At 65.6% G+C, this 15,012-nt stretch carries 27 protein-coding genes; all 27 read right to left on the bottom strand.

The features are described from left to right. Positions 1–34: 34 nt before the first annotated feature. The 27 genes from rpmJ to ACIPVN_RS13295 all read right to left on the bottom strand — a co-directional run bounded on the left by rpmJ (position 35) and on the right by ACIPVN_RS13295 (position 14,972). On the bottom strand, positions 35–151 hold the full coding sequence (gene rpmJ, locus ACIPVN_RS13425; protein ID WP_005050492.1) for a 50S ribosomal protein L36: 117 nt from the start codon (positions 149–151) through the stop codon (positions 35–37). Between the two features lie 64 nt (positions 152–215). Further along, positions 216–437, bottom strand: a complete 222-nt coding sequence (gene infA / locus ACIPVN_RS13420) for a translation initiation factor IF-1 (protein WP_017201569.1) — start codon at positions 435–437, stop codon at positions 216–218. Positions 438–662: 225 nt separating this feature from the next. After that, positions 663–1,322 carry a DsbA family protein gene (locus tag ACIPVN_RS13415; protein WP_400443636.1) on the bottom strand — a complete coding sequence of 220 codons (660 nt, stop codon included), beginning with the start codon at positions 1,320–1,322 and terminating at the stop codon, positions 663–665. A 162-nt stretch (positions 1,323–1,484) separates the two neighbouring features. Then, the gene (gene map / locus ACIPVN_RS13410; RefSeq protein WP_400443633.1) at positions 1,485–2,333 is read right to left on the bottom strand and encodes a type I methionyl aminopeptidase; all 849 of its coding nucleotides are present in this window, start codon (positions 2,331–2,333) and stop codon (positions 1,485–1,487) included. 11 nt (positions 2,334–2,344) lie between these two features. Next, the gene (locus tag ACIPVN_RS13405; RefSeq protein WP_400443630.1) at positions 2,345–2,941 is read right to left on the bottom strand and encodes an adenylate kinase; all 597 of its coding nucleotides are present in this window, start codon (positions 2,939–2,941) and stop codon (positions 2,345–2,347) included. Beyond that, positions 2,938–4,260 (bottom strand): preprotein translocase subunit SecY, encoded by a 1,323-nt coding sequence (gene secY, locus ACIPVN_RS13400; protein ID WP_400443627.1) that lies wholly within the window; start codon positions 4,258–4,260, stop codon positions 2,938–2,940. Before secY ends, ACIPVN_RS13405 begins: the two co-directional genes overlap by 4 nt. A 128-nt stretch (positions 4,261–4,388) precedes the next feature. Next, a complete protein-coding gene (gene rplO, locus ACIPVN_RS13395) occupies positions 4,389–5,024 on the bottom strand; it encodes a 50S ribosomal protein L15 (RefSeq protein WP_247634097.1) in 636 nt (211 codons plus the stop codon). After that, a complete protein-coding gene (gene rpmD, locus ACIPVN_RS13390) occupies positions 5,024–5,209 on the bottom strand; it encodes a 50S ribosomal protein L30 (RefSeq protein WP_017201575.1) in 186 nt (61 codons plus the stop codon). The genes rplO and rpmD overlap by 1 nt, the downstream gene beginning before the upstream one ends. Then, positions 5,209–5,910, bottom strand: coding sequence for a ribosomal protein S5 (gene rpsE / locus ACIPVN_RS13385; protein WP_400443625.1), 702 nt, complete (start codon positions 5,908–5,910; stop codon positions 5,209–5,211). The genes rpmD and rpsE overlap by 1 nt, the downstream gene beginning before the upstream one ends. Then, positions 5,907–6,266: a 50S ribosomal protein L18 gene (gene rplR, locus ACIPVN_RS13380; protein ID WP_247625170.1), complete on the bottom strand. Its 360-nt coding sequence runs from the start codon at positions 6,264–6,266 to the stop codon at positions 5,907–5,909. The genes rpsE and rplR overlap by 4 nt, the downstream gene beginning before the upstream one ends. A gap of 2 nt (positions 6,267–6,268) precedes the next feature. Beyond that, complete coding sequence (rplF, locus tag ACIPVN_RS13375) at positions 6,269–6,805, bottom strand: 50S ribosomal protein L6 (RefSeq protein ID WP_247634096.1); 537 nt, start codon at positions 6,803–6,805, stop codon at positions 6,269–6,271. A 6-nt stretch (positions 6,806–6,811) separates the two neighbouring features. Beyond that, positions 6,812–7,210: a 30S ribosomal protein S8 gene (gene rpsH / locus ACIPVN_RS13370; RefSeq protein WP_247625172.1), complete on the bottom strand. Its 399-nt coding sequence runs from the start codon at positions 7,208–7,210 to the stop codon at positions 6,812–6,814. A 132-nt stretch (positions 7,211–7,342) separates the two neighbouring features. Further along, positions 7,343–7,933, bottom strand: coding sequence for a 50S ribosomal protein L5 (rplE, locus tag ACIPVN_RS13365; RefSeq protein ID WP_247625173.1), 591 nt, complete (start codon positions 7,931–7,933; stop codon positions 7,343–7,345). Next, on the bottom strand, positions 7,933–8,292 hold the full coding sequence (rplX, locus tag ACIPVN_RS13360; protein WP_247625174.1) for a 50S ribosomal protein L24: 360 nt from the start codon (positions 8,290–8,292) through the stop codon (positions 7,933–7,935). The genes rplE and rplX overlap by 1 nt, the downstream gene beginning before the upstream one ends. Positions 8,293–8,295: 3 nt before the next feature. Continuing rightward, on the bottom strand, positions 8,296–8,664 hold the full coding sequence (gene rplN / locus ACIPVN_RS13355; RefSeq protein ID WP_045253838.1) for a 50S ribosomal protein L14: 369 nt from the start codon (positions 8,662–8,664) through the stop codon (positions 8,296–8,298). Further along, positions 8,661–8,978, bottom strand: a complete 318-nt coding sequence (rpsQ, locus tag ACIPVN_RS13350; protein ID WP_247625175.1) for a 30S ribosomal protein S17 — start codon at positions 8,976–8,978, stop codon at positions 8,661–8,663. Before rpsQ ends, rplN begins: the two co-directional genes overlap by 4 nt. Continuing rightward, complete coding sequence (gene rpmC, locus ACIPVN_RS13345; RefSeq protein WP_050722500.1) at positions 8,978–9,295, bottom strand: 50S ribosomal protein L29; 318 nt, start codon at positions 9,293–9,295, stop codon at positions 8,978–8,980. Before rpmC ends, rpsQ begins: the two co-directional genes overlap by 1 nt. Further along, positions 9,295–9,714 (bottom strand): 50S ribosomal protein L16, encoded by a 420-nt coding sequence (gene rplP, locus ACIPVN_RS13340; protein WP_247625176.1) that lies wholly within the window; start codon positions 9,712–9,714, stop codon positions 9,295–9,297. The genes rpmC and rplP overlap by 1 nt, the downstream gene beginning before the upstream one ends. After that, positions 9,714–10,469, bottom strand: a complete 756-nt coding sequence (rpsC, locus tag ACIPVN_RS13335; protein ID WP_149422506.1) for a 30S ribosomal protein S3 — start codon at positions 10,467–10,469, stop codon at positions 9,714–9,716. Before rpsC ends, rplP begins: the two co-directional genes overlap by 1 nt. Then, positions 10,469–10,867, bottom strand: a complete 399-nt coding sequence (rplV, locus tag ACIPVN_RS13330) for a 50S ribosomal protein L22 (RefSeq protein WP_400443615.1) — start codon at positions 10,865–10,867, stop codon at positions 10,469–10,471. The genes rpsC and rplV overlap by 1 nt, the downstream gene beginning before the upstream one ends. Then, on the bottom strand, positions 10,867–11,148 hold the full coding sequence (gene rpsS, locus ACIPVN_RS13325) for a 30S ribosomal protein S19 (RefSeq protein WP_017201589.1): 282 nt from the start codon (positions 11,146–11,148) through the stop codon (positions 10,867–10,869). Before rpsS ends, rplV begins: the two co-directional genes overlap by 1 nt. Before the next feature lie 12 nt (positions 11,149–11,160). Then, positions 11,161–12,000 carry a 50S ribosomal protein L2 gene (gene rplB, locus ACIPVN_RS13320; RefSeq protein WP_247625178.1) on the bottom strand — a complete coding sequence of 280 codons (840 nt, stop codon included), beginning with the start codon at positions 11,998–12,000 and terminating at the stop codon, positions 11,161–11,163. 20 nt (positions 12,001–12,020) lie between these two features. After that, positions 12,021–12,344: a 50S ribosomal protein L23 gene (rplW, locus tag ACIPVN_RS13315; RefSeq protein ID WP_247625179.1), complete on the bottom strand. Its 324-nt coding sequence runs from the start codon at positions 12,342–12,344 to the stop codon at positions 12,021–12,023. Beyond that, a complete protein-coding gene (gene rplD / locus ACIPVN_RS13310) occupies positions 12,341–13,003 on the bottom strand; it encodes a 50S ribosomal protein L4 (protein ID WP_400443612.1) in 663 nt (220 codons plus the stop codon). The genes rplW and rplD overlap by 4 nt, the downstream gene beginning before the upstream one ends. 2 nt (positions 13,004–13,005) lie before the next feature. After that, on the bottom strand, positions 13,006–13,665 hold the full coding sequence (gene rplC / locus ACIPVN_RS13305; protein ID WP_247625181.1) for a 50S ribosomal protein L3: 660 nt from the start codon (positions 13,663–13,665) through the stop codon (positions 13,006–13,008). 8 nt (positions 13,666–13,673) lie between these two features. After that, positions 13,674–13,982 carry a 30S ribosomal protein S10 gene (rpsJ, locus tag ACIPVN_RS13300; protein ID WP_030147986.1) on the bottom strand — a complete coding sequence of 103 codons (309 nt, stop codon included), beginning with the start codon at positions 13,980–13,982 and terminating at the stop codon, positions 13,674–13,676. A gap of 777 nt (positions 13,983–14,759) precedes the next feature. Then, a complete protein-coding gene (locus tag ACIPVN_RS13295) occupies positions 14,760–14,972 on the bottom strand; it encodes a hypothetical protein (protein WP_400443608.1) in 213 nt (70 codons plus the stop codon). Between the last annotated feature and the right edge of the window lie 40 nt (positions 14,973–15,012).

Genomic DNA, 15,012 nt, shown 5'->3' with positions numbered 1-15,012 from the left:
GTGTATTCAGTTGTGTGTCAGATCAGAAGAGTGATCAGCCCTGGCGCTGCTTGTGGCGCGGGTTGCTCTTGCAGATCACCATGACGCGGCCGTGGCGGCGGATCACCTTGCAGTGATCGCAGATGGGCTTGACGCTGGGGTTGACCTTCATGATGTTTCCTGTTCGCTGTCTTCGTACCGCCCCGCTGCGGGGCAGGCCGTTACTTCTCGACCGATCAGCGGTAGCGGTAGACGATACGGCCGCGGGTGAGGTCGTAGGGGCTGAGCTCCACGACCACGCGGTCCTCGGGGATGATACGGATGTAGTTCTGCCGCATCTTGCCGGAGATCGTTGCCAGGACCTTGTGTCCGTTGCTGAGCTCAACGCGGAACATCGCGTTGGGAAGAGCCTCGGAGATCACGCCCTCGATCTCGATGACACCGTCTTTCTTAGCCATAGCCTCGCTGACGCTTCTGCAGACCGGTCGATCTGCGGTGGGTGGGTGGTGTGTTGGTGCTGCGCCGACGGACACGCCGAATCAGTGCGCAAGGCACCAAAGATCTATGTTAGACGACGCCGAGGCATCCGGCAACCTGAGCCCGCAGCATCCGCGCGTCGTCCGCTTCGCGTGCGACGAGGGCGGTCCCGTGGCGGGACCGCCCTCGTCGTGATACGGATGCGCTCAGGGCAGGATCTGCGCGAAACGCGTCTGGATGTCGGCGTTCTCGATGCGCTCACCGTTGATCTCGACGGTGGGGGTGCCCTGGATCTCGTGCTGGTTGGTCTGGTCGCGCACGAAGTTCATGTAGGTGCCGTCCGCGATGCAGTCGGCCGCCGCACCCGCGCCGACCTGCTCGGCGTATGCCGCGAGCTCGTCGTCGGTGTAACCGGCCGTGTTCTCCTGCGGCTGGTTCGCGAACATGAAGTTGAAGAAGTCGAGGAACGAGTCCGGTGCGTTCTCCGCGACGCAGTACGCGGCGCCGGCGGCACGGGTCGAGTACTTCGTGTTCTGCGAGTACCGGTCGAGGATCGAGATCGGGTGGATGTTCAGGGTGATGTCGTCGCTCGCGGCCGCGGACTGCAGCTGCTCGCCGTACGCGTCTTCGAAGTCACCGCAGACGGGGCACATGAAGTCGACGAAGACGTCGACTTCGTCCTCTCCGCCGCCGAAGCTGATCGCACCGGTCTCCTGATTGACGTTGCCGCCCTCGGGGGCGACGCCGGGGGCCGTGGCCTGGTTGTTCAGGAACACCACGAGCCCGCCGAGGACGACCAGCACGACGACGACTGCTGCGGACACCCCGATCGCGAACCAGTTGGTGTTGCTCTTCGCCGCTGCCATTGTCTTCCGTTTCTCTCGGTCTCGCCGCAGTTATTGCGGACGCAAGTACCCTGTGATCTTCCTGCATCAGCCTATGGGGTTCGTGTGAGGCGAACCTTGCCTGCAGTTCACGCTTGCGTAACGGATGCCCGGGGCGGCCGGTGCGGGAGAGGGTCCGGCGCGTCAGGCCACGGGCACCGGCGTCACGCCGAAGGGCGCGAGGCCCGCCGCACCGCCGTCGGGGGCGGTGAGCACCCAGATTCCGTTCTCGTGCACGGCGACGCTGTGCTCCCAATGCGAGCCGTCCGAGCCGTCGACGGTCGAGACGGTCCAGTCGTCGTCCTCGACGAAGGTGTCCTCGCCGCCCGCGGTGACCATCGGCTCGATCGCGAGCACGAGGCCCGGCTTCACCTCGGCCCCGGGGTCGGGGGTGCGGTAGTTGAAGACACTCGGCGCCTCGTGCATCTTGCGGCCGATGCCGTGCCCGACATACTCGCGCAGGATGCCGTAGGTCTCCCCCGACACGGCCGACGGGCCCTGAGCCTCGATGTACCCCTGGATCGCGGCACCCAGGTCGCCGAGGTGCGAGGCGGTCGCCATCGCGGCGATACCGGCCCACATTGATCCCTCGGTCACGCGCGAGAGCTCTTCGCGGTTCGCGACGACGTCCGGTCGGGTCTCGTCGGGGACGACGACGGTGATCGCGCTGTCGCCGTTCCACCCCTGGTACTGCGCACCGCAGTCGACCGAGACGATGTCACCCGGCTGCAGCACCAGATCGCCCGGGATACCGTGCACGACCTGCTCGTTGACGGAGACGCAGATCGTGTGGTGGTAACCCCGCACGAGCTGGAAGTTCGATTCGGCACCGCGAGCGAGGATCACACGATTCGCCTCGGCATCGAGCTCGAGCGTCGTCACCCCGGGGCGGATCAGCGGGCGGACGGCATCGAGCGCCGCCGCCGTGATCAGCCCGGGCTCGACCATCGATCGCAGCTGGGCCGGGGTCTTGTAGATCGACCGGCGGAACATCTCGGGGCCGCTCAGACGGCGACGCGCAGACCGCGAGCGTCGAGCGCTGCGACGATGCGCTCCGTGATCTCGTCGAGCGAGCCGACGCCGTCGATACGGTCGACGATGCCCTTCTCGCTGTAGACGTCGATGATCGGAGCGGTCTCGCGCTCGTAGATGTCGAGCCGGTGGGCGATCGCCTCTTCGGTGTCGTCGGAGCGCCCCTGCTCGATCGCACGGAGGCTGAGGCGCGAGATGCTCTCGTCGCGCGGCACGTCGAGGAGGATCACGGCGTCGAGCGACTCGCCCCGGCCGGCGAGGAACTCCTCGAGGTGTCCGACCTGAGCCGTGTTGCGCGGATATCCGTCGAGGAGGAAGCCGTTCGCCGCGTCGTCCTGGGACAGACGGTCGCGGACGATCTCGCCCGTCAGTTCGTCGGGGACCAGGTCGCCACGGTCGAGGATCGCGGTGACCTTCTGGCCGAGCTCCGTGCCCCCCTTGATGTTGGCGCGGAAGATGTCGCCGGTCGAGACCACGGGGATGCCGAAGGTCTCGGCGATGCGCACACCCTGCGTGCCCTTGCCGGAGCCCTGCGGGCCGACGATCAGGAGACGTGCGGATGCCGTCATCGGAGGAGCCCTTCGTAGTGACGCTGCTGCAGCTGGGCGTCGATCTGCTTGACCGTCTCGAGACCCACACCGACGATGATGAGGATCGATGCGCCGCCGAACGGGAAGTTCTGGTTGGCGCCGACCGTCGCCAGGGCGATCAGCGGGATCAGTGCGATGAGACCCAGGTAGATCGAGCCCGGCAACGTGATGCGCGTCAGGACGTAGTCGAGGTACTCGGCGGTCGGACGACCCGCGCGGATGCCGGGGATGAAGCCGCCGTACTTCTTCATGTTGTCGGCGACCTCGACCGGGTTGAACGTGATCGCGACGTAGAAGTAGGTGAAGCCGATGATGAGCAGGAAGTACGCCGCCATGTAGATCGGGTGGTTGCCCGTGGTGAAGTACGTGCTGATCCAGGTGACCCATGCAGCCGGCGTCGAGCCGTCCTGCGGAGTGTTGAACTGCGCGATGAGCGCGGGGATGTACAGCAGCGACGAGGCGAAGATGACCGGGATCACACCCGCCATGTTGACCTTGATCGGGATGTAGGTGTTGGTGCCGCCGTAGGTACGGCGTCCGACCATCCGCTTCGCGTACTGCACCGGGATGCGCCGCTGCGACTGCTCGACGAACACGACCAGACCCATGACGATGATTCCGACGAGCAGCACGAGCAGGAAGACCTCGAAGCCCTTCGTCTGCCAGATGAGGCCCATCGCGCCGGGGAAGGTCGCGGCGATCGAGGTGAAGATGAGGAGCGACATGCCGTTGCCGACGCCGCGCTCGGTGACGAGCTCGGCGAACCACATGATGAGGCCGGTACCGGCGGTCATCGCCATGATGATGAGTAGCTGCGCCCACCAGACGTCGTTCGTGAGCAGGTTCTGGCAGGCCGCGAGATCGGTCGTACCGAACAGCTGGCCGCTGCGCGCCACCGTGACGAGGGTCGTCGACTGCAGCAGCGCGAGGGCGATGGTGAGGTAGCGCGTGTACTGGGTGAGGCGGGCCTGACCGGCCTGGCCCTCTTTGTGCAGCGCCTCGAAGTGCGGGATGACCACGCGCAGGAGCTGCGTGATGATCGTCGCGGTGATGTAGGGCATGACGCCCAGCGCGAAGATCGACAGCTGCAGGAGTGCGCCACCCGAGAAGAGATTGACCAGTCCGAGCAGACCCTCGGTCCCGTTGTTGGCCGCGAGGCACTCCTCGACGTTCGGGAAGTTCACGAACGGAGCCGGGACGTTGGAGCCGAGTCGGTAGATGGCGATGATGGCCAGGGTGAAACCGATCTTCCGACGCAGGTCGGGAGTGCGGAAGATCCGCGCGATGGCGCTAAACAAGAACGTGCCTCCTGAAAGGGTTGCCGCGACCGATGGGCGGCTGAAAGACCAGAGTAACCTAAACGCGGTTCTCGGCATCCATGTGCACAGAAGGGGCCGGAGAATCTCCGACCCCTTCCCTGCGGTGGTTACTTGACGGAACCGCCCGCAGCCACGATCTTCTGCTCGGCGGAACCCGAGACCTTGTCGACCGCGACGGTGAGCTTCACGGCGATGTCGCCGTTTCCGAGAACCTTGACCTTCTCGTTCTTCCGAACGGCACCCTTGGCGACCAGGTCGCTGATGGTGACGTCTCCACCCTGGGGGTAGAGCTCCGCGAGCTTCTCCAGGTTCACGACCTGGTACTCGACGCGGAACGGGTTCTTGAACCCGCGCAGCTTCGGGGTGCGCATGTGCAGCGGCATCTGCCCACCCTCGAAACCGACGCGAACGGTGTTGCGAGCCTTGGTGCCCTTGGTTCCACGACCGGCGGTCTTACCCTTCGAGCCCTCACCACGGCCGACGCGAGTCTTGGCGGTGTTGGATCCGGGGACGGGACGCAGGTGGTGCACCTTCAGCACGCCGGGACGCGATGCCGGAGCATCCGCCTTCGGCGCAGCCTTCTTGGCAGCCGGCTTCTTGGCGGGAGCCTCAGCCTTGGCGTCGGCCGCAGCGGTCTTGGCCGGAGCCTTCTTCGCGGCGGGCTTCTTCTCGGCGGCGGCCTTGGGGGCCGCAGCCTTCTTCGTGGCCTTCTCGGCCTCGACGGCCTCGTTCTTCTCAGCCATTAGTCGATCTCCTCAACCTTGACGAGGTGTGCGACGGTCTTGACGTAACCGCGCGTCTGCGCGTCGTCGGGGCGGACGGTGGTGTCACCGATCCGCTTGAGACCGAGGCTGCGCAGCGTGTCGCGCTGGTTCTGCTTCTCGCTCACCTTGGACTTGATCTGCGTGACCTTGAGCCGGGCGGCCATCAGGCACCTACCTTCTGTGCGGCGATGGCCTCGGCCTCGGCGCGGACAAGACGCGCCGGTGCCACCTGGTCGAACTCGAGGCCACGACGCGCGGCGACCGCACGGGGCTCCTCGAGCTGCTTCAGGGCAGCGACGGTCGCGTGCACGATGTTGATCGTGTTCGACGAGCCGAGCGACTTCGACAGGACGTCGTGGATGCCGGCGCACTCGAGCACGGCGCGAACCGGACCACCGGCGATGACACCGGTACCGGCGGCAGCCGGACGCAGCAGCACGACACCGGCCGCAGCCTCACCCTGCACGGGGTGCGGGATGGTGCTGCCGACGCGCGGAACGCGGAAGAAGTTGCGCTTGGCCTCTTCGACACCCTTCGAGATCGCCAGGGGGACCTCACGGGCCTTGCCGTAGCCGACGCCCACCAGACCGTTGCCGTCGCCGACGACCACGAGAGCGGTGAAGCTGAAGCGACGACCACCCTTCACGACCTTCGAGACGCGGTTGATGGTGACGACGCGCTCCAGGAACTGGTTGTCACCACGGTCGCGCGAGTTGCGGTCGCGGCCACCCTGGTTGCGGTCACCGCGTCCACCGCGACGACCGTCGCGCTGGTCGCGAGTCGGCTCTGCCTGCGTGGTGCCGGCGGCCGTCTCGGAAGTGGCAGCAGCCGCTTCGGTCACTTCGTTCTCCTTGTTGTCACTCACAGTGCCAGACCCCCTTCGCGGGCGCCGTCGGCGATGGCGGCGACACGACCGGCGTAGCGGTTACCGCCACGGTCGAACACTGCCTCGGAAACGCCGGCGGCCTTCGCACGCTCGGCGACGAGCTCGCCGACCTTGCGGGCCTTGGCGGTCTTGTCACCCTCGAAGCCGCGCAGGTCGGTCTCGAGCGTCGATGCCGACGCGACGGTGTGACCCTTGCTGTCGTCGACCAGCTGGACGAAGACGTGGCGGGCCGAACGGTTGACGACGAGGCGCGGACGCACCTCGGTGCCGACGACCTTCTTGCGAAGGCGGGCGTGACGACGCGCGCGGGCGTCGGACTTTGACTTGAGAGCCATGGTTACTTACCACTCTTTCCGGCCTTGCGACGCACGTTCTCGCCGGCGTAGCGGACGCCCTTGCCCTTGTAGGGCTCGGGCTTACGGATCTTGCGGATGTTGGCAGCTGCCTCGCCGACAGCCTGCTTGTCGATACCGCTGACGGTGAGCTTGTTCGTGCCCTCGACCGTGAGCGTGATCCCCGCCGGCGGGTCGATCAGGACCGGGTGCGAGAAGCCGAGTGCGAACTCCACGGAGCCGCCCTTCTGCTGGACGCGGTAACCGGTGCCGACGACCTCGAGACCCTTGGTGTAGCCCTGGGTCACGCCGATGATGTTGTTGTTGATGAGCGTGCGGGTCAGGCCGTGAAGCGACCGCGACTCGCGCTCGTCGTCGGGACGGGTGACCAGAACCTGGTTCTCCTCGACCGCGACCTCGATGGGGCTGGCCACCGTGAGGGTGAGCTCACCCTTGGGGCCCTTCACCGCGACCTCGCGGCCGGTGACCGAAACGGTCACGCCCGCGGGAACGTCGATGGGAAGTCGTCCAATACGCGACATTTCGAATTACCACACGTAGGCGAGAACTTCTCCGCCCACGCCCTTCTGCTCTGCCTGACGGTCGGTGAGGAGACCGGAGGAGGTGGACAGGATGGCCACGCCGAGGCCGCCGAGGACGCGCGGGAGCTCGGTGGACTTCGCGTAGACGCGGAGGCCGGGCTTCGACACGCGCTTGATGCCGGCGATCGACCGCTCGCGGTTGGGGCCGTACTTCAGCGTCAGCGTGAGGTTCTGGCCCACGCGGGCGTCCGAGGTCTCCCAGGCGGAGATGTAACCCTCCTGCTGGAGGATCTCGGCGATGTGCGTCTTGAGCTTGCTCGACGGCAGGGTCACGGAATCGTGGTGCGCCGAGTTCGCGTTACGCAGACGGGTCAGCAGATCTGCGACCGGGTCTGTCATTGTCATTGTTGTTTTCCTTTGTTCATGAGGTTCCGGCTGCCGTTACACGACAGACGGCCTGCGATGACACGCAATCTTCAATTGTACGCACACATTGACGGGCTCAGTGACACATGACCACTGAGCCCGTCGAAGGTGTTACGCCTGTGCGTCTTCCGAGCGGAACGGGAAGCCGAGGTGGCGGAGCAGTGCCCGACCCTCGTCATCCGTCTTCGCGGTCGTGACGACGGTGATGTCGAAACCGCGAACCCGGTCGATCTTGTCCTGATCGATCTCGTGGAACACGCTCTGCTCCTGGAGACCGAAGGTGTAGTTGCCGTTGCCGTCGAACTGCTTGGCCGAGAGACCGCGGAAGTCGCGGATACGGGGCAGTGCGAGCGAGACGAGACGGTCCACGAACTCCCACGCGCGGTCACCGCGGAGGGTGACGTGCGCGCCGATGGCCTGACCCTCGCGCAGCTTGAACTGCGCGATGGACTTGCGGGCCTTCGTGACGATCGGCTTCTGGCCGGTGATCTTGGTGAGATCGTCGACCGCGCCGTCGATCACCTTGCTGTCGCGAGCTGCCTCGCCGACACCGGTGTTCACGACGACCTTGACCAGTCCGGGGATCTGCATGACGTTGGCGTAGCCGAACTCGTCCTGCAGAGCCTTCTTGATCTCGGCGTTGTACTTCGCCTTCAGGCGGGGCTGGATCTTGCCAGCCACCGCGGCGTCGGTGGTTGCCATCAGAGGTCCTTACCTGACTTCTTCGCGAACCGCACGCGGACGGTGCGCTTGACGCCGTCCTTCGTCTGCTCCTCGACCCGGTGGCCGACCTTGGTCGGCTTCTTGGTCGAGGGGTCGACGAGTGCGACGTTCGAGATGTGGATGGGAGCCTCGACGGTCTCGAGGCCACCGGTCTTGGTGCCACGCTGCGTCTGGCCGACGCGGGTGTGCTTGGTGACGTAGTTCACGCCCTCGACGATGATGCGGTTGCGCTCGGCAAGAATCTCGAGGACCTTGCCCTGCTTGCCGCGGTCTCCGCCGCGCTCGGGCTTGGCGCCCGTGATGACCTGAACGAGGTCACCCTTCTTGATCTTCGCCATGACTTAGATAACCTCCGGCGCCAGCGAGACGATCTTCATGAACTTCTTGTCACGAAGCTCACGGCCGACCGGTCCGAAGATGCGGGTGCCGCGGGGCTCCCCGTCGTTCTTCAGGATGACGGCGGCGTTCTCGTCGAACTTGATGTACGAGCCGTCGGGACGGCGCGTGGACTTGACGGTGCGGACGATGACCGCCTTGACGACGTCGCCCTTCTTGACGTTGCCGCCCGGGATCGCGTCCTTGACCGTCGCGACGATGGTGTCGCCCACGCCGGCGTAACGGCGCTTCGAACCACCGAGCACGCGAATCGTGAGCAGCTCCTTGGCGCCGGTGTTGTCGGCGACCTTGAGGCGGGATTCCTGCTGAATCACTTGGCCTTCTCCAGAATCTCCACCAGACGCCAGCGCTTCGTGGCGCTGAGCGGGCGGGTCTCGTTGATCAGGACCAGGTCGCCGATGCCGGCGGTGTTCGCCTCATCGTGCGCCTTGACCTTCGAGGTGCGGCGGATGACCTTGCCGTAAAGCGGGTGCTTCACGCGGTCCTCGACCTCGACCACGATGGTCTTGTCCATCTTGTCGCTGACGACGTAGCCACGACGCGACTTGCGGTACCCACGGGCATCCGCATCGCGCACATCGTGAGCAGCGTGCTCAGCCTCGACGGCGGCTTCCTTCTTGGTGGCCATCACTCAGCCTCTTCTTTCACGGCGTCGTCGGCGGCATCCGCCTTCTTCGCCTTCGACTTGGACGCCTTCTTCGCCGGAGCCTCGACCGGAGCGGGCGTCGCACGGATGCCCAGCTCGCGCTCGCGGATCACGGTGTAGAGACGCGCGATGTCGCGCTTGACGGCGCGGATGCGGCCGTGGCTCTCCAGCTGACCGGTGGCCGACTGGAAACGGAGGTTGAACAGCTCCTCCTTGGCCTTGCGCAGCTCCTCAACGAGGCGCTGGTCTTCGAACGTGTCGAGCTCTGCCGGAGCGAGCTCCTTGGTGCCGATCGCCATTACGCGTCGCCCTCCTCGCGCTTGATGATGCGTGCCTTCAGCGGCAGCTTGTGAATGGCTCGCGTGAGTGCCTCACGGGCGAGCTGCTCGTCGACACCGGCGACCTCGAAGAGGACGCGACCCGGCTTGACGTTGGCGACCCACCACTCGGGCGAACCCTTACCGGAACCCATGCGGGTCTCGGCAGGCTTCTTCGTGAGCGGACGGTCGGGGTAGATGTTGATCCACACCTTTCCACCACGCTTGATGTGACGGGTCATCGCGATACGAGCGGACTCGATCTGACGGTTCGTCACGTAAGCGGGCGTGAGGGCTTGGATGCCGAAGTCACCGAAGGAGACCTTCGTGCCACCGGTGGCCTGACCCGAGCGACCCGGGTGGTGCTGCTTGCGGAACTTGACCTTACGGGGAATAAGCATCAGGCAGACGCTCCTTCTGCAACAGGTGCCTCGTTGCGCGGGGCACGGCGGCGGTCGCCACCACGGTCGTCACGACGAGCCTTGGGTGCGTTGGCCTGCTCGCGAGCGAGCTCCTTCGCGGTCAGGTCGCCCTTGTAGATCCAGACCTTGACGCCGATGCGGCCGAAGGTGGTCTTGGCCTCGTAGAAGCCGTAGTCGATGTTCGCGCGGAGCGTGTGCAGCGGCACGCGACCCTCACGGTAGAACTCCGACCGGCTCATCTCCGCGCCGCCGAGGCGGCCGGAGACCTGGATGCGGATGCCCTTGGCACCGGCGCGCTGGGCGCCCTGCAGGCCCTTGCGCATCGCGCGGCGGAACGCCACACGTGCGGAGAGCTGCTCGGCGATGCCCTGGGCGACGAGCTGAGCGTCGGCCTCGGGGTTCTTGACCTCGAGGATATTCAGCTGGATCTGCTTGCCGCTGAGCTTCTCGAGGTCGCCACGGATGCGCTCGGCCTCGGCGCCACGACGACCGATCACGATGCCCGGACGGGCGGTGTGGATGTCGACGCGGACGCGGTCACGGGTGCGCTCGATCTCGATGTTCGAGACACCGGCGCGGTCGAGCTGCGTCTTCAGCAGGTTGCGGATCTTGATGTCCTCGGCGACGTAGTCGGCGTAACGCTGACCGGCCTTCGTCGAGTCCGAGAACCAGCGCGACACGTGGTCCGTGGTGATACCGAGACGGAAGCCGTACGGGTTTACCTTCTGTCCCATTACTTGCTCGCCTTCTTGTTGCTGTCACCGGCAGCGGGCGTAGCCGCCTCCGGCGTCGAGAGCACGACCGTGATGTGGCTCGTGCGCTTCTTGATCTGGAAAGCGCGACCCTGTGCACGGGGCTGGAAACGCTTGAGCGTCGTGCCCTCGTCGACGTACGCGTTGGCCACGTACAGGTCCTGCTCGTCGAGGTACTCGCCGTCGCGATCCGCCTTCACCTGCGCGTTGGCCATGGCCGACGCGACAAGCTTGTAGATCGGCTCACTGGCGCTCTGCTGTGCGAACTTGAGGATCGCGAGAGCTTCCTGGGCCTGCTTGCCCTTGATGAGCGCGACGACACGACGAGCCTTCTGCGGGGTCACGCGGATGTGCTTCACGCGTGCGATCGATTCGACCATTAGCGGCGCCGCCCCTTCTTGTCGTCCTTCTCGTGGCCGCGGAAGGTGCGGGTGGGCGCGAACTCGCCCAGCTTGTGACCGACCATGGTCTCGGAGACGAACACAGGGATGTGCTTGCGTCCGTCGTGGACCGCGATCGTGTGACCCAGCATGGCCGGGATGATCATGGACCGGCGGGACCAGGTCTTGATGACGTTCTTCGTGCCGGCTTCGTTCTGCACGACCACCTTGCGAAGCAGGTGCTCGTCGACGAAGGGGCCCTTCTTAAGACTGCGAGGCATCTTCTCTTACTCCTACTTGCGCTTCTTGCCGGCGTTACGACGACGCACGATGTACTTGTCGCTTTCCTTGTTGGCGTGACGGGTGCGACCCTCAGCCTGACCCCACGGGGAGACCGGGTGACGACCACCGGAGGTCTTACCCTCACCACCACCGTGCGGGTGGTCGACCGGGTTCATGGCGACACCACGCACGGTCGGGCGGACGCCCTTCCAGCGCATACGGCCGGCCTTACCCCAGTTGATGTTCGACTGCTCGGCGTTGCCGACCTCGCCGATGGTCGCGCGGCAGCGCGCATCGACGTTGCGGATCTCGCCCGAGGGCAGACGCAGCTGGGCGTAGGGGCCGTCCTTGGCGACGAGACGGACGGATGCTCCGGCCGAACGCGCCATCTTCGCGCCGCCGCCGGGGCGGAGCTCGATCGCGTGGATGACGGTACCCGTCGGGATGTTCTTCAGCGGGAGGTTGTTTCCCGGCTTGATGTCGGCACCCGCGCCGGACTCGATGATGTCGCCCTGCTTCAGCTTCGCCGGAGCGAGGATGTAGCGCTTCTCACCGTCGAAGTAGTGCAGCAGCGCGATGCGAGCCGTGCGGTTGGGGTCGTACTCGATGTGAGCGACCTTGGCGTTCACGCCGTCCTTGTCATTGCGACGGAAGTCGATGACGCGGTACTGGCGCTTGTGGCCACCACCGATGTGACGGGTCGTGATGCGCCCCTGGTTGTTGCGACCACCGGTCTTCGAGAGCGGGCGCAGCAGCGACTTCTCCGGCGTCGATCGGGTGATCTCGGCGAAGTCAGCCACCGACGAGCCGCGACGGCCCGGGGTCGTGGGCTTGTACTTGCGAATTGCCATGATTGTCCTTATCCCCCGGATCAGCCGATTGCCGTGAAGATGTCGATGGTGCCCGACTTCAGGGTCACGATGGCGCGCTTGGTGTCCTTGCGCTTGCCGGTGCCGAAGCGGGTGCGACGGGCCTTGCCGACGCGGTTGAGCGTGTTAACGGACGCGACCTTGACGCCGAAGATCTTCTCGATGGCGAGCTTGATCTCGGTCTTCGAAGCACGCGGGTCGACGAGGAAGGTGTACTTGCCCTCATCGATCAGGCCGTAGCTCTTCTCGGACACGACCGGCTTCAGGATGACGTCGCGCGGGTCCTTGTTCAGGGCCGTCTGGAGAACAGATGCCTGCTCGCTCATGCGGAGACCTCCTGGTTGGCGCCGGACTTGGAGGCGATGAAGCCTTCGAGCGCGGCCTGGGTGAAGACGATGTCGTCGGAGACGAGCACGTCGTAGGCGTTGAGCTGGTCGAACGACAGCAGGTGCACGTGACCGAGGTTGCGCAGGCTCTTGAGCGCGAGCTCGTCGCCGCGCTCGATGACGACCAGCACGTTCTTGGACGTGGCGACCTGGCCGAGGAAGCCCGCGGCTGCCTTGGTGGAGGGCGAGCCCTCGGCGCCGAAGCTGTCGATCGCGTGCAGGCGGTCGCCGCGGAAGCGGTCGCTGAGCGCACCCAGGAGGGCGGCGGCGATCATCTTCTTGGGCGTGCGCTGCGAGTAGTCGCGCGGCTTGGGGCCGTGCACGATGCCACCACCGGTCATGTGCGGCGCGCGGATGGAACCCTGACGGGCGTTACCCGTGCCCTTCTGCTTGAAGGGCTTGCGGCCGGCGCCGGAGACCTCACCGCGACGCTTGGTCGAGTGGGTTCCCTGGCGAGCCGCCGCGAGCTGCGCGACGACGACCTGGTGGATCAGCGGAATGTTCGTCTTGACGTCGAACAGCGCGGCGGGAAGCTCGATCGAGCCTGCCTTCTTGCCGTCTGCCTTGAGGACGTCGAGCGCGAGAGTCGAGTCAGCCATGATCAGGCACCCTTCACTGCGTTGCGGACGTAGACGATGCGGCCACGAGCACCGGGGACGGCGCCCTTGACGAGCATCAGACCCTTCTCGATGTCGATGGCGTGCACCGTGAGGTTGAGGACGGTCACGCGCTCGCCACCCATACGGCCGGCCATGCGCATGCCCTTGAAGACGCGGCTCGGGGTCGACGATGCGCCGATCGAGCCGGGCTTGCGGTGGTTGCGGTGCGAACCGTGCGATGCCGAGACGCCCTTGAAGTTGTGACGCTTCATGACACCGGCGAAGCCCTTGCCCTTGCTCGTGCCGACGACGTCGACGAGCTGGCCGGCTTCGAACGTGCCGTCGACCGTGAGCTCCTGACCGAGTGAGTAGTCAGCAGCATCCGCCGTGCGGATCTCGGTGACGTGGCGGCGCGGCGTGACGCCGGCGGCCTCGAAGTGAGCCGTGAGGGGCTTGTTCACCTTGCGGGGGTCGATCTGGCCGTACGCGATCTGCACGGCGTTGTAGCCGTCCTTCTCGGGCGTACGAACCTGGGTGACCACGTTCGGTGCGAGCTCGATGACGGTGACGGGGACGAGCTTGCCGCTCTCGTTCCACACCTGGGTCATGCCGAGCTTCGTGCCGAGCATGCCCTTGGAAATCTTTGCGTTGATGTCAGCCATGTCGAACCTCAGAGCTTGATCTCGATGTTGACATCGGCCGGGAGGTCGAGACGCATCAGCGAGTCGACGGCCTTGGGCGTCGGGTCGACGATGTCGATCAGACGCTTGTGGGTGCGCATCTCGAAGTGCTCGCGGCTGTCCTTGTACTTGTGGGGCGACCGGATGACGCACACGACGTTCTTCTCGGTCGGAAGCGGCACGGGGCCGACGACGGTCGCGCCCGCACGGGTCACGGTGTCGACGATCTTGCGTGCCGACGAGTCGATGACCTCGTGGTCATACGACTTCAGGCGAATGCGGATTTTCTGTCCCGCCATTGTCTGCTCACTCTCTTTAAGCGTCTTACCGGCCTGAACCCGGTGGCTCAGGGGCATTGGACGCACGTCGGCGCTGTTCACGCCTCGGCACTCGAACGACTCCGGGGAGTCGCTCTGCGCACCACTGTTCTGCTGTCATCCCGACCTTCGCCGCGCACGGCGAAGACCTCGAAAGGAAGGTGTCGGGGTTGTGTGTTCTGCTACCCGCGGCCTAGAACCCTGCGCCTCTCAGAGGAGACACCGTCTATGCACTGCCCTGGCAGTGATTCGGCGCACGCTGAGCGCACCGAAATGTCGAACCTGTCTATTCTGCCACGGGGTATTTCACTTGCGCAAACCCGGGCGTGTCGCGCTGTCGTCGAAGCCTCAGCCGCGAGGTGAGAACGGGGCGAGGCATCCCCATGCCTCGCCCCGTTCGGGGAGGGCGTTCAGTGCGAGGGGGCACACCGAACGCGAGGAATCCGGCGTGAAGGGACGCCGAGATCCTCGATCGAGGGCACGGCGATGACGCCGCCGTGCAGGCGGGGTGACGAAGGCGCGCAGCGAGTGCGCACGTCGCAAGATGATCCCCAAGATCGCATTCCCCAGTTGAACGCGGACGAGCCGCGTGCTTCAGGAGTCCGGACCCCTCCGGGCTCCCCGACCGCCCTATCCCCAGTGCGGTCACTTGCAGTCTACGCACTCGCGCGTCCCCGCGCGAGCATCCGCCGGAATATCACAGCGCACGACGGAGGGCGGCGACCTCCTCCCGGAGATCGCCGCCCTCGGAGCGTACGACTACTGGTTGCCGACCTGCTTGTCGGCCGCGTCGCGGATCTCGTCGATCTTCTCGGACGCACCCGGAGCGATCTTCTTGGCGAAGTCGGCGACGCCGTCGAGCACCTTGTCGCTGATGTCCTCGGCCTGTTCGCTCTTCACGGCCTCGGCGATCTTGTCCTTGTTCTGCTCGACGAAGTCCCTGCCCTTGTTGACGGCGTCATCGATACCCATGTGCGTCCCCTACTGGTCATGTGCTCCGGATCGATTCCGG

Source organism: Microbacterium sp. NPDC090003 (assembly GCF_044748385.1).
GTDB lineage: Bacteria > Actinomycetota > Actinomycetes > Actinomycetales > Microbacteriaceae > Microbacterium.
This window is presented reverse-complemented; position numbering and strand designations above follow the sequence as displayed.

What these genes read in the sequence shown, in the direction of transcription:
- rpmJ (WP_005050492.1), bottom strand. Translation starts at nt 151, where the DNA reads ATGAAGGTCAACCCCAGCGTCAAGCCCATCTGCGATCACTGCAAGGTG.
- infA (WP_017201569.1), bottom strand. Translation starts at nt 437, where the DNA reads ATGGCTAAGAAAGACGGTGTCATCGAGATCGAGGGCGTGATCTCCGAG.
- ACIPVN_RS13415 (WP_400443636.1), bottom strand. Translation starts at nt 1,322, where the DNA reads ATGGCAGCGGCGAAGAGCAACACCAACTGGTTCGCGATCGGGGTGTCC.
- map (WP_400443633.1), bottom strand. Translation starts at nt 2,333, where the DNA reads ATGTTCCGCCGGTCGATCTACAAGACCCCGGCCCAGCTGCGATCGATG.
- ACIPVN_RS13405 (WP_400443630.1), bottom strand. Translation starts at nt 2,941, where the DNA reads ATGACGGCATCCGCACGTCTCCTGATCGTCGGCCCGCAGGGCTCCGGC.
- rplO (WP_247634097.1), bottom strand. Translation starts at nt 5,024, where the DNA reads ATGGCTGAGAAGAACGAGGCCGTCGAGGCCGAGAAGGCCACGAAGAAG.
- rpmD (WP_017201575.1), bottom strand. Translation starts at nt 5,209, where the DNA reads ATGGCCGCCCGGCTCAAGGTCACGCAGATCAAGTCCAAGGTGAGCGAG.
- rplR (WP_247625170.1), bottom strand. Translation starts at nt 6,266, where the DNA reads ATGGCTCTCAAGTCAAAGTCCGACGCCCGCGCGCGTCGTCACGCCCGC.
- rplF (WP_247634096.1), bottom strand. Translation starts at nt 6,805, where the DNA reads ATGTCGCGTATTGGACGACTTCCCATCGACGTTCCCGCGGGCGTGACC.
- rpsH (WP_247625172.1), bottom strand. Translation starts at nt 7,210, where the DNA reads ATGACAATGACAGACCCGGTCGCAGATCTGCTGACCCGTCTGCGTAAC.
- rplE (WP_247625173.1), bottom strand. Translation starts at nt 7,933, where the DNA reads ATGGCAACCACCGACGCCGCGGTGGCTGGCAAGATCCAGCCCCGCCTG.
- rplX (WP_247625174.1), bottom strand. Translation starts at nt 8,292, where the DNA reads ATGGCGAAGATCAAGAAGGGTGACCTCGTTCAGGTCATCACGGGCGCC.
- rpsQ (WP_247625175.1), bottom strand. Translation starts at nt 8,978, where the DNA reads ATGGCCACCAAGAAGGAAGCCGCCGTCGAGGCTGAGCACGCTGCTCAC.
- rpmC (WP_050722500.1), bottom strand. Translation starts at nt 9,295, where the DNA reads ATGGCGATCGGCACCAAGGAGCTCGCTCCGGCAGAGCTCGACACGTTC.
- rplP (WP_247625176.1), bottom strand. Translation starts at nt 9,714, where the DNA reads ATGCTTATTCCCCGTAAGGTCAAGTTCCGCAAGCAGCACCACCCGGGT.
- rpsC (WP_149422506.1), bottom strand. Translation starts at nt 10,469, where the DNA reads ATGGGACAGAAGGTAAACCCGTACGGCTTCCGTCTCGGTATCACCACG.
- rplV (WP_400443615.1), bottom strand. Translation starts at nt 10,867, where the DNA reads ATGGTCGAATCGATCGCACGCGTGAAGCACATCCGCGTGACCCCGCAG.
- rpsS (WP_017201589.1), bottom strand. Translation starts at nt 11,148, where the DNA reads ATGCCTCGCAGTCTTAAGAAGGGCCCCTTCGTCGACGAGCACCTGCTT.
- rplB (WP_247625178.1), bottom strand. Translation starts at nt 12,000, where the DNA reads ATGGCAATTCGCAAGTACAAGCCCACGACCCCGGGCCGTCGCGGCTCG.
- rplW (WP_247625179.1), bottom strand. Translation starts at nt 12,344, where the DNA reads ATGAGCGAGCAGGCATCTGTTCTCCAGACGGCCCTGAACAAGGACCCG.
- rplD (WP_400443612.1), bottom strand. Translation starts at nt 13,003, where the DNA reads ATGGCTGACTCGACTCTCGCGCTCGACGTCCTCAAGGCAGACGGCAAG.
- rplC (WP_247625181.1), bottom strand. Translation starts at nt 13,665, where the DNA reads ATGGCTGACATCAACGCAAAGATTTCCAAGGGCATGCTCGGCACGAAG.
- rpsJ (WP_030147986.1), bottom strand. Translation starts at nt 13,982, where the DNA reads ATGGCGGGACAGAAAATCCGCATTCGCCTGAAGTCGTATGACCACGAG.
- ACIPVN_RS13295 (WP_400443608.1), bottom strand. Translation starts at nt 14,972, where the DNA reads ATGGGTATCGATGACGCCGTCAACAAGGGCAGGGACTTCGTCGAGCAG.